The 14,673-nt window shown below is 71.9% G+C and carries 10 protein-coding genes; 7 read left to right on the top strand and 3 right to left on the bottom strand.

Features of this window, described 5'->3' with window-relative positions; all coding sequences use genetic code 11:
- Positions 1–18: 18 nt before the first annotated feature.
- Positions 19–2,874, bottom strand: a complete 2,856-nt coding sequence (locus tag ACFYM6_RS22455; protein WP_387278317.1) for an aconitate hydratase — start codon at positions 2,872–2,874, stop codon at positions 19–21.
- A 158-nt stretch (positions 2,875–3,032) separates the two neighbouring features.
- On the opposite strand from ACFYM6_RS22455, the gene ACFYM6_RS22450 reads away from it, so the two are divergent.
- Positions 3,033–3,389 (top strand): VOC family protein, encoded by a 357-nt coding sequence (locus ACFYM6_RS22450; RefSeq protein ID WP_387278415.1) that lies wholly within the window; start codon positions 3,033–3,035, stop codon positions 3,387–3,389.
- 89 nt (positions 3,390–3,478) lie between these two features.
- The gene (locus ACFYM6_RS22445) at positions 3,479–4,267 is read left to right on the top strand and encodes a DedA family protein (protein WP_387278315.1); all 789 of its coding nucleotides are present in this window, start codon (positions 3,479–3,481) and stop codon (positions 4,265–4,267) included.
- Between the two features lie 108 nt (positions 4,268–4,375).
- Here ACFYM6_RS22445 and ACFYM6_RS22440 read toward each other — a convergent pair whose 3' ends face one another.
- Positions 4,376–5,029, bottom strand: coding sequence for a C39 family peptidase (locus ACFYM6_RS22440; protein WP_387278313.1), 654 nt, complete (start codon positions 5,027–5,029; stop codon positions 4,376–4,378).
- Positions 5,030–5,805: 776 nt separating this feature from the next.
- Between ACFYM6_RS22440 and ACFYM6_RS22435 the strand changes: the two genes are divergently transcribed.
- Positions 5,806–6,174 carry an ArsC/Spx/MgsR family protein gene (locus ACFYM6_RS22435; RefSeq protein WP_387278311.1) on the top strand — a complete coding sequence of 123 codons (369 nt, stop codon included), beginning with the start codon at positions 5,806–5,808 and terminating at the stop codon, positions 6,172–6,174.
- Positions 6,175–6,187: 13 nt separating this feature from the next.
- On the opposite strand, the gene ACFYM6_RS22430 is transcribed toward ACFYM6_RS22435, so the two are convergent.
- A complete protein-coding gene (locus ACFYM6_RS22430) occupies positions 6,188–6,361 on the bottom strand; it encodes a hypothetical protein (RefSeq protein ID WP_387278308.1) in 174 nt (57 codons plus the stop codon).
- 19 nt (positions 6,362–6,380) lie between these two features.
- Here ACFYM6_RS22430 and ACFYM6_RS22425 point away from each other — a divergent pair, with 19 nt between their 5' ends.
- The 4 genes from ACFYM6_RS22425 (at position 6,381) to pulA (ending at position 14,486) form a co-directional block, all read left to right on the top strand.
- The gene (locus ACFYM6_RS22425; RefSeq protein ID WP_387278306.1) at positions 6,381–7,043 is read left to right on the top strand and encodes a hypothetical protein; all 663 of its coding nucleotides are present in this window, start codon (positions 6,381–6,383) and stop codon (positions 7,041–7,043) included.
- Between the two features lie 40 nt (positions 7,044–7,083).
- Positions 7,084–7,473 carry a hypothetical protein gene (locus ACFYM6_RS22420; RefSeq protein ID WP_357441992.1) on the top strand — a complete coding sequence of 130 codons (390 nt, stop codon included), beginning with the start codon at positions 7,084–7,086 and terminating at the stop codon, positions 7,471–7,473.
- Positions 7,474–7,909: 436 nt separating this feature from the next.
- Complete coding sequence (locus ACFYM6_RS22415; protein ID WP_387278305.1) at positions 7,910–8,548, top strand: cellulose binding domain-containing protein; 639 nt, start codon at positions 7,910–7,912, stop codon at positions 8,546–8,548.
- A gap of 439 nt (positions 8,549–8,987) precedes the next feature.
- The gene (pulA, locus tag ACFYM6_RS22410; protein ID WP_387278303.1) at positions 8,988–14,486 is read left to right on the top strand and encodes a pullulanase-type alpha-1,6-glucosidase; all 5,499 of its coding nucleotides are present in this window, start codon (positions 8,988–8,990) and stop codon (positions 14,484–14,486) included.
- Positions 14,487–14,673 lie beyond the last annotated feature (187 nt).

The raw sequence follows: 14,673 nt of genomic DNA, 5'->3' as shown, positions 1-14,673 counted from the left end.
CCGTTCCGGGGTACGTCGTCAGCTGGCGATCATGCGACGCAGCACGTACTGCAGGATGCCGCCGTGCCGGTAGTAGTCCGCCTCACCGGGGGTGTCGATCCGGACCACGGCGTCGAACTCCACGCCGGTGTCGGTGGTGACCTTCACCGTACGCGGGGTCTCGCCGCCGTTCAGCGCGGTCACGCCGGCGATGGAGAAGGTCTCCGTGCCGGTGAGCCCCAGCGACTCGGCGGTGGTGTCGACGGGGAACTGCAGCGGCAGCACCCCCATGCCGATCAGGTTCGAGCGGTGGATCCGCTCGTACGACTCGGCGATGACCGCCCTGACCCCGAGCAGCATGGTGCCCTTGGCCGCCCAGTCGCGGGACGAGCCGGAGCCGTACTCCTTGCCGGCCAGGATGACCAGCGGGACGCCCGCCTCCTGGTAGGCCATCGCGGCGTCGTAGATCGACGTCTGCTCGCCGGTCAGGTGGTTGACCGTGAACCCGCCCTCCACGCCGGGGACGAGCTGGTTGCGCAGCCGGATGTTGGCGAAGGTGCCCCGGATCATCACCTCGTGGTTGCCCCGGCGGGAACCGTACGAGTTGAACTCGTGCCGGGCGACGCCGTGCTCGGCCAGGTACTTGCCGGCGGGGGAGTCCGCCTTGATCGAACCGGCCGGGGAGATGTGGTCGGTGGTCACCGAGTCGCCCAGCTTGGCCAGCACCCGAGCGCCCGCGACGTCCTGCACCGGCTTCGGGTCCTTCGCCATGCCCACGAAGTACGGGGGCTTGCGGACGTAGGTGGAGTCACCGGCCCAGGAGAAGGTGTCGCCGGTCGGGGTGGGCAGCGACTGCCAGCGCTCGTCGCCGGCGAAGACGTCGGCGTACGCGGAGCTGAAGCCGGTGGCGCCGATCGCCGAGGCGATGACGTCCTGGATCTCGGCGCTGTTCGGCCAGATGTCCCGCAGGAACACCGGGTTGCCCTGGCTGTCCTCGCCGATCGGCTCGTTGGCCAGGTCGATGTCCATCGTGCCGGCGAGCGCGTACGCGACCACCAGCGGCGGGGACGCCAGGTAGTTCATCTTGACGTCCGGGTTGATCCGGCCCTCGAAGTTCCGGTTGCCGGACAGCACCGAGACGACGGCCAGGTCACCCTCGTTGACCGCGGCGGAGACCTCCTCCGGCAGCGGGCCGGAGTTGCCGATGCACGTGGTGCAGCCGTAGCCGACCAGGTTGAAGCCGAGCTTCTCCAGGTAGGGGGTGAGGCCGGCCCGGTCGTAGTAGTCCATGACGACCTTGGAGCCCGGTGCCAGGGTGGTCTTCACCCACGGCTTGCGGGACAGGCCCTTCTCCACCGCGTTGCGAGCCAGCAGCGCGGCGCCGATCATGACCTGCGGGTTGGAGGTGTTGGTGCAGGAGGTGATCGCGGCGATCACCACGGCGCCGTGGTCCAGCTCGTACTCGGCGCCGTCGGTGCCGGTGACCCGGATCGGGTTGGTGGCACGGCCGCCGGCACCCGCCGCGGCGGTCTCCAGGTCGCGCGGCTCGTCGGCCGGGTCGCTGAACTCGTTGGCCGGCGGGTCGCTGGCCGGGAACGACTCGGCGCTGGCCTCGTCGGCCGGGCCGGCGGCGCCGCGGGGCAGCTGCTCGCGTGCCACGCCCGGCCTGAGCTCCTTCGCCACGCCGGCGGCCTCCTCGGCCACGTAGTCGGTCAGCGCGGAGCGGAACAGCGTCTTGGCGCTGCCCAGCGGCACCCGGTCCTGCGGGCGCCGGGGGCCGGCCAGGGACGGCTCGATGGTGCCGAGGTCCAGCTCCAGGCGCTCCGAGTACTCCGGCTCGCGGGCCGGGTCGTGCCAGAGGCCCTGCTCCTTGGCGTACGCCTCGACGAGTGCGACCTGCTGCGGGTCGCGGCCGGTCAGCTCCAGGTAGCGGACGGTCTCGGCGTCGATCGGGAAGATCGCCACGGTGGAGCCGTACTCCGGGGACATGTTGCCGATGGTGGCCCGGTTGGCCAGCGGCACCGCGCTCACACCGGGGCCGTAGAACTCGACGAACTTGCCGACCACGCCGTGCTTGCGCAGCATCTCGGTGATGGTGAGCACCAGGTCGGTGGCGGTGGTGCCGGCCGGCATCGAGCCTGCGAGCTTGAAGCCGACGACCCGCGGGATCAGCATGCTGACCGGCTGGCCGAGCATCGCCGCCTCGGCCTCGATGCCGCCGACGCCCCAGCCCAGCACGCCCAGGCCGTTGACCATGGTGGTGTGCGAGTCGGTGCCGACGACCGTGTCCGGGTACGCCTGGCCGTTGCGCTCCATGACCGTACGGGCCAGGTACTCGATGTTGACCTGGTGCACGATGCCGGTGCCCGGCGGGACGACCTTGAACTCGTTGAACGCGGTCTGGCCCCAGCGCAGGAACTGGTAGCGCTCCTTGTTGCGCTCGTACTCCAGCTCGACGTTGCGCTGGAAGGCGTCCTCGCGGCCGAACAGGTCGGCGATGACGGAGTGGTCGATGACCAGCTCGGCCGGGGCGAGCGGGTTCACCTTGGTGGCGTCGCCGCCGAGGTCGCGGACGGCCTCCCGCATGGTGGCCAGGTCCACGACGCAGGGCACGCCCGTGAAGTCCTGCATCAGCACCCGGGCCGGGGTGAACTGGATCTCCACGCTCGGGTCGGCGGTGGGGTCCCAGGCGCCGAGCTGCCGGATGTGGTCGGCGGTGATGTTCGCGCCGTCCTCGGTCCGCAGCAGGTTCTCCAGCAGGATCTTCAAGCTGTAGGGCAGCCGGTCGTGGCCCTCCACCTTGCCGATCTTGAAAATCTCGTAGCTCGCGTCTCCGACGCGTAGCTGGGTCTTCGCACCGAAGGTGTCGAGGCTCGCCACGTCGTACTCCTTCACACCAGCGACTGTGAGTAGTCCTGAGCAGTCTGTCGCACCGGCCCAGGTGTTGCCGTGGTTAGGCGACACTTACCTGCGCCCGCGCTCAACAAAACCGTACGTCCGTCTTGCTATTCGCGCAACCTCGTGCCAGGGGTTCGGGACGAGGAGGTGCCATGATGATCCATCACGTCCTGCTCGCCTGCCCACGGGGCTCCGAGGAGACGTCCCGGGCCTTCTACGTCGGCCTGCTCGGCCTCGTCGAGAAGGCCAAGCCGCCGGTCCTCGCCGCCCGCGGTGGTTGCTGGTTCACCGGGTACGGCGCGGAGCTGCACCTCGGCGTCGAGGACGACTTCCGGCCCGCCCGCAAGGCGCACCCGGCCCTGCTCCGCCCCGACCTCGACGCGCTCGCCGCCCGGCTGGTCGCCGCCGGCCACCCCGTGTTGCGGGGCGACGAGGAGATCCCCGGCATGCGCCGGTTCCACACCCACGACCCGCACGGCAACCGCCTGGAGTTCCTCGCCCCCGCCGCCTGACACCCCCGCACCGCCCCCGCCGACCACCCTGCCGGAGCGGACACGGGTCGGTGGAACGTCATGGTTGTCACAGCGGTCCGGAGACCTCCATGGCACGTCACCGACGAGCGGTGCACTGCGGCGTCGGGCCGGGTGGCCCGGCCGGGTGGTGGCCGGCTGAGCGGACCGCCGGCACCTGGCACCCGGGGGTAGGGTTCGAGCCGGACCGGAAGGGGTGGCGGGTGCTCGACGTACAACACTGGCTGTCCGCGCTTCCCCCGGGCGTGGTCTACCTGATCGTCGCCGGAGTGATCGGCGTCGAGAGCATGGGCGTTCCGCTGCCCGGCGAGATCGTGCTGGTCAGCTCCGCCCTGCTCGCCGCCACCGGGGTGGTGGAGCCGCACTGGGTGGCCACCGCCGCCGCGGCCGGCGCCATCGTCGGGGACTCCGTCGGGTACGCGGTGGGCCGGCGCGGTGGCCGTCCCCTGCTCGAACGGCTGGGCCGGCGCTTCCCCCGCCATCTCGGCCCGGCGCACCTCGCCCGCGCCGAGCAGAGCTTCGCCCGGCACGGCGTCTGGGCGGTCTTCTTCGGCCGGTTCGTGGCGCTGCTGCGGATCCTCGCCGGCCCGCTGGCCGGCGCGCTGCACGTGCCGTACCGCCGGTTCCTGCTGGCCAACGCGGCCGGCGGTCTGGTCTGGGCGTTCGGCACCACGTACCTGCTGTTCACCGTGGGCCGGGCGGCCGAGCACTGGCTCAAGGACATCTCCTGGGCGGGCCTGGCGCTTGCCGTGCTCGCCGGCGTGGCAAGCACCTGGTGGCTGCGGCGCCGGGCTCACCGGCTGCAGTCGGCGGAGCCGGCCGCCGAGGCCGCGCCGGTACGCGCCGGCAGCGACCGCTGACCCGGAGACGCCGAACGGCCGGCCCCGTTGTTGGGGGTCGGCCGTTTCTGGGTGTGCCGAAGGGCCGGCCCCTGGTGGGGGGGCCGGCCCTTCGGGTTGTCTGGTGTGTCAGGAGGTCGAGTAGCCGCGGGTGGCGATCCAGTCGGCGAGGTTGTCGACGCTGATCCGGTAGGAGGCGGTGTTCGGGTTGGCCGAGTCGGCGATCGTCACGGTCTTCCCGTTGTCGTGGTAGCCGACGACGCTGATGTAGTGGCCGCCTTCGAAGGAGTGGGTGTTGCCGTCGGTGTCGGTGGTGGTGCCGGCGATGTTGGCGACCACGGCGCGGCCGTTGTCGATGGTGCGGACGATGTCGGCGCGTAGGGTGTCGGTCTGCTTGTCGTCGGCCTTGGTGTCCTTGATCTCGACCGAGTGGTAGGCGTTGTTGTTGCCGGTTTCCTTGTTCAGGACGGGGGTGATGTCGTTGATGCTGTTGGTGCCGTTCTCGGTGGTGCCCATTTCCTTGGCCATGGCGTCGATGTTGATGTTCTTACCCTGGACGGAGAGGGCGTTGCGGGTGGCGGCGGGGCCGCAGTAGTAGAAGTTCGGCTGGGCCTCGTAGCGCACGTTCAGTTCCCGCTCACCGTTCTTGCTGGCCTGCGCCTGGGCGGCCTTCTCGGCGGGGGCGGCGTGGGCGGCGATGGCGGGTCCGGCGATGCCACCGGCGGTGGCGGCGATGCCGGCAGTGGTCAGCAGGGTCTTACGCAGGATGGTGTGGGTACGCATGATGATCAGAACCTTTCAGTTCGGGGGAACGGCACACACACGCGAAGGGGGATGCGCGGGCGCCGCGTGAAAGGGAAAGTCAGAAATCTGCCCGGCGGCCCTGGGGGCCTGCGCGGGGCGTTCCGGGTGTAACGACCGGGGGTCGGGGATCATTCCACCCGGCGTTCCGGGGGACCTGGCCGAGGCCTCGCGGCCTGCTGCGCGGCCCGGGGATGTAACGACGGCCGGGGGCCGATCATTCCGCCGCAGCCGGGGCCACCATCGGGTCGCAGATCCGGCGCGGTCAGCCATGTTCAACGCCCCCGGCCCGGGCCTGATTCCACCGGGCCACCCCCGCCACCGGACAGCCAGGCCTGAACCGGACACACCACGCCCAGCCAGACCCCACCAGACAGCCCATCCCGCGCACGGCGGACCGAACGGGTGTCGACGGACCTCCGGCACGAAACAGTCGAGGGCCACCCGCACGGGTCGACCCTCACCCACCGTCACATCCCGCCGTGGACCAGACCCATCCGCACCCTGCTTTGCTCTGCAGCCACATACGCAACACTCACAGACCGTGACAGCTGCGTATCTGGCTGCAGAGCAAAGCGAGGACGGGGACACCGCCGGTGAGCGCGGGCAAGACGGCGTCCTCGGAAGCTGGGCGGACGTCGATGCCGGCCCGCTGGTACACGCACGGCACTCAGTGGAATAGGGCGGATCTTGATCGGGATGCGGCCGGACGTCGGTCACCGTGGATGCCGGTTGGCGGCGTGCCATCATGTCGGGTCATGGAGATCTGGCACAACCCGTCCTGCTCGAAGTGCGCCACCGCCCGGGCCACCCTCGACGAGGCGCGGGTGCCCTACCGGCTGCGGGCGTACCTGGCGGAGCCGCCGAGCGTGGGGGAGTTGACCGAGGTGCTGCGCCGGCTGGACGCCCGGGCCTGGGACATCTGCCGCACCGGCGAGCCGGCCGCGGCGGCCCTCGGAATGGCCGACTGGCCCCGCGACGACGACGCCGAGCCGCGCTGGATCGCCGCGATGGTCGCGCACCCGGAGTTGATCCAGCGCCCGATCCTGCTGCTGGAGGACGGCAGCGCACTGGTCGGTCGTACCCCAGAGGCGCTGGACGAAGCGGTGCGCCGCGCGGACCAGTGAGCCGGCGGGCCAATCAGGAGGATGGCCGCGTCGCCTGCGCGTGCCGCTCGCGCAGCCGGTCCCGGATCTCCTCCGGGGTGTACGCCCGGCGCCGTCGTTCCGCCCGGGCCACGACCACGCCGGTCGCCGCGACGCCGGCGAGGCCGGCCAGTCCGAGCAGCTTCCACCACTGTATTCGTTGCCGCATCGGCCTAGGGTAGTCCGTTATGAGCATCAGCCTCGATGAGGCGGTGGAGCTGACCCGGACCGGGGACGTGTGGGTGTTCCGCGGGCGCAGCGTGCCGGACCGCGCCATCCAGTTCACCACCAACAGCCCGGTCAACCACGTGGGCATGGCGGTGGTCCTGGACGACCTGCCGCCGCTGATGTGGCACGCCGAGCTGGGCCGTTCGCTGCCGGACCGGTGGACCGGCACCCACCAGCGCGGCGTGCAGCTGCACGACCTGCGGGACGCGGTCTGCGTCTGGGCCAACCGGTACGGCCAGCGGGCCTGGCTGCGCCAGCTCGAACCGCCGGCCGATACCGCGATGGAGGAGGCGGTGCTGCGCACCGTGGCGCGTCTCGACGGCACTCCGTTCCCGTCCACCGCCCAGCTCGCCTGGCGGTGGGCGCGGGGTCGGGTGCCCGACCTGCGTCGTCGCCGGCCGTCCACACCGGAGGGTGGGGGTGTGCCGGTGCGCGACCGGGCGCTGGAGACCGCGTACTGCGCCGAGGTGGTGGCGGTTACCTACGAGGCGATGGGGCTGCTGCCCGCCGGTCGCCGGCCCAACTGGTACGACCCGGGTCGGTTCTGGAGCGGCGACGACCTCGATCTGACCGGAGGCGCGCAGCTCGGCGCCGAGATCGAGGTACGCATCCCGCCGCGCTGACCAGGTTTGCCGGAGCCGCCGCGCGGTAATGGAGAGCCCCGTGACGGCATCCACGCATCTCGCCGCGCTGACCGACTTCTTCGACCGGTACGGCGTGGCGCTGACCACCGGCGACCTGTCCGCCATCGCCGGCTGCTACGCGCTGCCCGGGCTGGTGGTCGCCGACACGTACAGCTTCTCGTTCACCTCCCCGGCCGCGGTGGCCCTCAGCTTCGTCGGCGCGGCCGCCGACTACCGGGAGCGGGAACTGGTCGCGGCCAATGCCCAGATCGAGGACGTGCAGCAGGTCTCCGCGCTGCTCACCGAGGTGGCGGTGCGGTGGGAGTTCCTGGACAGCCGGGGGCGGGCGGTGCCCGGTGAGCGCTACCGCTACCTGCTGCGGGCCACCGACGACGGGCCGGCCATCTGCACCGTCATCCGTACCGCCTGACACCGCGCCGGCGGGGGTGCCGCCCGCGGCTCAGCCGCCGAGGGCCCGCCGCCGCGGTTGCCGGGCAGCGGGCCAGCCGGTCGGGGCGGTGGCGCGTCGCCGCGTGATGCGGCTCGGTGAAGCGGTCCATGATGGACGGCCGGCGGAAACCTCGACGTAGGACCGGGCCGAGCCGACCGGTCTTCCATCGATGGGTCCGGACGGCCTGGCCGACCTGCGGTGCGCTCCGGTGCGTACGCCTCGTGGTGGCGGGCCGATCGCCGGGCGGTGGTCATCCGTTCTCCACGTCCCGGTGCCCGGACGGGCGAAACCTGGCGGCCCGCTGCCACCCGCCGCTCACGGCTGGCTACGCTGGCGCTCGGCTTCGGCGAGGGGGGACGTGATGAACGCCGGACGTGGCCAACCGTCCGACGGGCCGTCGGCGCCCAGGCTGCTGATGTCGGTACCGTGGATCGTGGTGCTGCTCGGCGTCGGCCTGCTCGCCACCCTGCTCGTGATCGCACTGCTCGCGGCGCGGGGCCCGGAGCGCCGGGTGGTCCCGGCGGCCGCTGCGCCGCCGATCTACCTGCCAACGCAGGGCGTGGAGAGCCCCTCCGCCACGCCGGACGACCCGGCCGCGCCGCTGGTCACCGCCGAACCCACCGCCGCGCCGACGGCGTCGCCCAGCCCGTCGCGGCCGGCCGGCCCGACCCGGCCCGTCAGCCCCTCGCGGGCCGCGCCGGAGCTGGCCGAGCCCGCGCCGCTCGTGGCCGATGGCGCGGTCACCGCCCGGTACGAGGCCACCGGCAGCGATCGGCGGGGGTTCTCCGCCCGGCTGACCGTCGCGAACGGGTCCGGAGCGGGTCAGGACTGGACGGTGAAGTTGTCCTTCGCCGGCAACGTGAAGAGCGTGCGGGCCTCGTCCGCCTCCGGGGTCTCGGCCAGTTCCCGCGGCGGCGGGGTGTTCGTACTGACCGGCACCGGGGCGCTGGAGCCGGGGCAGAGCGTCACCGTGCGACTGGAGTTCACCCGGACGGGCACCGGTGACCGGCCGGAACGGTGCACGGTCAACGGCGCGGACTGCACCATCGGCTGAACCCGCCCCCCCAGGGCCGCCATCACCTCCTCGCCCTGGATCGTCGTCGCGATCGGCGTGATCGTCATGGTGGTGCTGCTGGTCGTCGCGCTGACCTCGGTCCGCAGTAGACGGATCTGCCCGACCGGCCGGTGCCGCCGGTCGCGGCGGTCCCGCCGCCGGAGCCGGCGGGTCGGTGCCGCTGCGGTTCCGGATGGAGCCGGCCGCCACGACCCGGCCGACCGGCTGCACCGTCAACGGCGCGCGCTGCGCCGACTTCTGAGCCCGCTCGCCACGGCACCGTCGATCGTGGCCGCGTCCTCCGCCCGGCACGCCGATCGTGGGAACGGGCACGTTTCGCAAGACGGCTGCCTTGTTGCGACTTGGTTTGCAAGGTATTGCAGAACGTTTCGGCAAGGGCTAGCGTGCGGGCGAATCAGCGACCAGAGAAAGGCCGTCGATGAAACCCCCGCCGATATCCCCCAAGGCGCTGCTCGCCTTGGTCTCCTCCCTCGTGCTCACGCTCGTCGGCGTGCCGGTCGCCGTTCACCAGCTGAGCGCCGACGGCAGCGACCGCGCTGCCGTCCCCGACGTCCTCGCCGCCGCCAACGCCCCGCAGTGGAGCCAGGAACCGTCCGCCGAGGCGCTGCTCAAGGCCGGCAGCAACAGCGCCCGGGCCGAGCAGTTCTACTTCGTCCTGCCGGACCGCTTCGCCAACGGGGACAAGCGCAACGACACCGGCGGGCTGACCGGCGACCGGCTCACCACCGGCCTGGACCCGAAGGACAAGGGCTTCTACCACGGCGGTGACCTCAAGGGGCTCATCGACAAGCTGGACTACATCCAGGGCCTGGGCACCACGGCCATCTGGCTGGCCCCGATCTTCAAGAACCGGCCCGTGCAGGGCACCGGCGCGGACGTCTCCGCCGGCTACCACGGCTACTGGATCACCGACTTCACCCAGGTCGACCCGCACTTCGGCACGAACGAGGAGCTGACCAGGCTGGTCGAGCTCGCCCACCGGCGGGGCATCAAGGTCTACCTCGACATCATCGTCAACCACACCGCGGACGTCATCAGGTACGCCGAGAACAGGTACGGCTACATCGACAAGCAGACCGCGCCGTACCGGGACGCGCAGGGGCGGGCCTTCGAGGACCGCAACTACGCCGACGGCACCCGGGACTTCCCGCAGGTCAACGAGAAGTCCTTCCCGTACACCCCGACCTTCGCCAGCGCGGCCGACGCGAAGGTCAAGGTTCCGGCGTGGCTGAACGACCCGACCATGTACCACAACCGGGGCGACTCCACCTTCGCCGGCGAGAACAGCGAGTACGGCGACTTCTTCGGCCTCGACGACCTCTGGACCGAGCGGCCCGAGGTGGTACGGGGGATGACCGACATCTACGCGCAGTGGATCACGCGCGCCGGCGTCGACGGCTTCCGCCTCGACACGGTCAAGCACAGCAACCTCGACTTCTGGCCGCAGTTCAGCCGCGGCATCCAGCGGGCCGCGGAGAAGGCCGGCAAGCCGGACTTCTTCATGTTCGGCGAGGTCTACAGCGCCGACCAGGAGATCGAGTCGACGTACGTGCGCCAGGGCGGCCTGCCGGCCACCCTGGACTTCTCCTTCCAGGAGGCCGCACGCGGCTACACCGCCGCCGGCGGCTCGGCCAAGGCGCTCGCCGACCTGTACGCCCGGGACGACCTCTACGCCGCCCGGGACACCGACGCCAACCGGCTGACCACCTTCCTCGGCAACCACGACATGGGCCGGATCGGTTCCTTCATCGCCGCCGCGGGCGGGGACGACGCCAGCCAACTGCGCCGCGACCAGCTCGCCCACCAGCTGATGTTCCTCACCCGCGGCCAGCCCGTCGTCTACTCCGGCGACGAGCAGGGCTTCACCGGCCCCGGCGGGGACAAGGACGCCCGGCAGGACATGTTCGCCAGCCAGGTGCCGGACTACCTCGACGACGACCTGATCGGCACCACCCGTACCCACGCCGGCGACCAGTACGACACCGGCCACCCGCTGTACCGGACCATCGCCGAGCTGGGCCGGCTGCGGCAGGCCCACCCGGCGCTGCGGGACGGCATCCAGGTCACCCGGTACGCCGCCGACGGCCCCGGCGTCTTCGCCTTCTCCCGGATCCTGCCCACCGACCGCACCGAGTACGTCGTCGCGGTGAACAACGCCGCGAGCGCGCAGACTGTCACCGTGGACACCTGGTCGGCCGGTGCCACCTTCACCGGCGTCTACGGCGGTGCCGCCACCGCGACGGCCGGCGCCGACGGCAAGCTGAGTGTCACCGTGCCGGCCATGTCCGCCGTGGTGCTCCGGGCCGACCGCGCGATCCCGCAGGCCGGGGCCGCCCCGGCGGTCACCGTCACCGAGCCCGGCGACGCCCCGGTCGCCACCCGGGCCGCCGTCACCGCACAGGTCACCGGCGACCCCCTCGCGGCCGTCACCTTCGCCGCCCGGGTGCCCGGCGGCAAGTGGACCCTGCTGGGCAGCGCGCACAAGGCGCCGTACACCGTCCACCACGACCTGACCGGCCTGCCGGGAGGCACGAAGGTCGAGTACAAGGCCGTGGTCCGCGACGGCAAGCGCCGCCTCGCCAGCACCCGGACCACCGGCGTCGTCGGCACCCCCGCACAGAGCGCGTCGCGGGACTGGGCGGTGGTGCACTACCAGCGCCCGGCCGGCGGATACGCCGACTGGGGCCTGTACACCTGGGGCGACATCGACCCGGCGTACCAGACCGAATGGCCCAAGGGGCAGCCGTTCGCCGGTGAGGACTCCTTCGGCCGGTTCGCCTGGGTCAAGCTGAAGCCGGGCGCCAGGTCGGTCGGCTTCCTCGTGGTCGACAAGAACGGGACCAAGGACGTCGACCAGGACCGCAGCATCGACGTGACGCAGACCGGCGAGATCTGGGTCAAGCAGGGTGACCCGACGGTGTACCCGACCCGGCAGGCCGCCACCGGCGAGCCCGACCCGCCGGCCGACCAGGGCACCGCCGTCATCCACTGGCGCAAGGCGGACGGCAACTACGACGGCTGGGGCCTGCACCTCTGGGACGGCGCGGCCACCCCGACCGACTGGGGCAACCCGCTGAAGCCGGAGAAGATCGACTCCTTCGGCGCGGTGTTCCGGGTGCCCCTGGCCGCCGGGGCCACCGGGCTGAGCTACATCGTGCACTCCGGCGACGAGAAGGACCAGCCCGAGGACCAGCGGCTCGACTTCGCCGCCGCCGGGCGCGAGGTCTGGCTGCTGGCCGGCATCAAGGGCCGGCTGCTCCCGTCGACCACCACGGGCGTCGCCCAGGACCTCGACATCACCAAGCAGAAGGCGCAGTGGATCGACCGGTCCACCGTCGCCTGGCAGACCGGGCCCACCGACGGCAAGCGGTACGCCCTGGTCGCCGCCCCGGCCGGTGGGCTGAGCATCAGCGACGGCGAGCTGGCCGGGACGTACACCACGCTGCCGTTGCGGGCGGAGCGCAACGGGCTCACCGAGGCCCAGCGCGCGGCGTGGCCGCACCTGTGGTCCTACCGCACCTTCAGCCAGAACCGGGCCGACCTGGCCAAGGTGCCGGCGGCGCTGCGCGGGCAGCTCGTGGTGACCGAGCGGGACGCCGAGGGCAAGCTGCTCGGCGCCACCGGGGTGCAGATCCCGGGCGTGCTCGACGACGTCTACCGGCCCGCCACGCAGGCGAAGCTCGGCCCGACGTTCACCGGCAAGGTGCCCACCCTGGCCGTCTGGGCGCCCACCGCGCGCACCGTCGCGTTGCAGCTCTTCGACTCGCCGACGGCCGAGCCGAAGACGGTGTCGATGAGCCGCGACGACCGCACCGGCGTCTGGTCGGTGCGCGGGACGAAGGACTGGACCGGGAAGTACTACCGCTACCGGGTGGAGGCCTGGCAGCCGGCGGCGCAGAAGCTGGTCACGGCGTCGGTGACCGACCCCTACTCGGTGGCCCTCGCGCCGGACTCGACCCACGGCCAGCTCGTCGATCTGGCCGACCCGGCGCTGGCCCCGGCCGGCTGGGCGACGCTGCGCAAGCCGGCCGCGGTCCCGTCGTCGAAGGCGCAGATCCAGGAGGTGTCGGTCCGCGACTTCTCCATCGCCGACACCACCGTGCCGGCCGAGCGGCGAGGCACCTACCTCGCCTTCACCGACCCGAAGACCGCCGGCATGAAGCACCTCGCCGGGCTCGCCGAGGTCGGGGTGAACTACCTGCACCTGCTGCCGGCGTTCGACTTCGCCACCATCCCCGAGAAGCGGGCCGACCAGCGGCAGCCCGGCTGCGACCTGGCGGCGCTGCCGCCGGACTCGGACGAGCAGCAGAAGTGCGTGTCGGCCGTCGCCGACTCCGACGGCTACAACTGGGGGTACGACCCGCTGCACTACACGGTCCCGGAGGGCGGCTACGCCGTCCACCCGGTCGGGGCACAGCGGACCACCGAGTTCCGGCAGATGGTCGCCGGGATCAACCGGGCCGGCCTGCGGGTGGTGATGGACGTCGTCTACAACCACACCTCGGCCGCCGGTACCGACCCGAAGTCGGTGCTCGACCAGGTGGTGCCGGGCTACTACCAGCGGTTGCTGGAGGACGGTACGGTCGCGAACTCGACCTGCTGCGCCAACACCGCCCCCGAGCACGCCATGATGGGCAAGCTCGTGGTGGACTCCCTGGTCACCTGGGCCAAGCAGTACAAGGTGGACGGCTTCCGGTTCGACCTGATGGGTCACCACCCGAAGGCGAACATCCTGGCCGTGCGCGCCGCGCTGGACCAGCTCACCCTGGCCAGGGACGGCGTGGACGGGAAGAAGATCCTGCTGTACGGCGAGGGCTGGAACTTCGGCGAGGTCGCCAACGACGCCCGGTTCGTGCAGGCCACCCAGACCAACATGGCGGGCACCGGGATCGGCACCTTCAACGACCGGCTCCGGGACGGGGTACGCGGCGGCGGCCCGTTCGACGGCAACCCGCGGATCCAGGGCTTCGCCTCCGGCCTCTGGTCCGACCCGAACGGTGACGACGTCAACGGCTCGGCGGCGGAGCAGCGGGCCCGGCTGCTGCACCAGCATGACCTGATCAAGGTGGGCCTGGCCGGCAACCTGCGCGGCTACCGGTTCACCGACTCGTCCGGGCGGCAGGTCACCGGCGCCCAGGTCGACTACAACGGCTCACCGGCCGGCTACACCGCCGCGCCGGGCGAGGCGGTCACGTATGTCGACGCGCACGACAACGAGATCCTGTACGACGCGCTGGCGTACAAGCTGCCGCAGGGGACCTCGGCCACGGACCGGGCCCGGATGCAGGTGCTCGCCCTGAGCACCGTGGTGATGGGGCAGGGGACGGGCTTCGTGACGGCCGGCTCGGAGCGGCTGCGCTCCAAGTCGCTGGACCGCAACTCGTACAACTCCGGTGACTGGTTCAACCAGATCCGGTGGGACTGCGCCCAGGGCAACGGGTTCGGCGCGGGCCTCCCGCCGGCGGCGGACAACGGGGACAAGTGGCCGTACGCCAAGCCCCTGCTGGCCGACCCGAAGCTGGTCCCGGACTGCGCGGCGATCGACCTGGCCGACGCCCGGTACGCCGAGCTGCTCCGGATCCGCCGGTCGTCCCCGGTGTTCGGGCTGACCACCGCCGACCAGGTGCAGCAGCGGGTCGCCTTCCCGCTGTCCGGCACCCAGGAGACCCCGGGGGTGCTCACCATGACCCTGGATGCCCGGGGCCTGGGCGGGGCGTGGAAGTCCGTCACGGTGGTCTTCAACGCCACGCCGGCGGCGGCGACGCAGACGGTGACCGGCCTGCGCGGGGCGGACGTGGCGCTGCACCCGGTGCTGCGTACGTCGGCCGACCCGGTGCTCCGGACGGCCTCCTTCGACGGGGCGACCGGCACGTTCACGGTCCCGGCGCGCAGCGTCGCGGTCTTCGTCCAGAGCTGATCCGACGAATCTGGCCCCCTGCCACCTCGGTGGCAGGGGGCCAGATCTATGGGCGGATCCGTTGCGCTGACCGTCGGTCAGTTGAAGCAGTCCTTGACGGTGCCGCCGCAGTTGGTGGGGTCGTTGTCGGTGATGGTGGTCTTTTCGTCGAGCTTGACCTTGCCGTTGTTGTTGAAGACGCCGCCGG

Origin of the sequence: Micromonospora sp. NPDC006431 (assembly GCF_042870725.1) — a bacterium.
GTDB lineage: Bacteria > Actinomycetota > Actinomycetes > Mycobacteriales > Micromonosporaceae > Micromonospora.
This window is presented reverse-complemented; position numbering and strand designations above follow the sequence as displayed.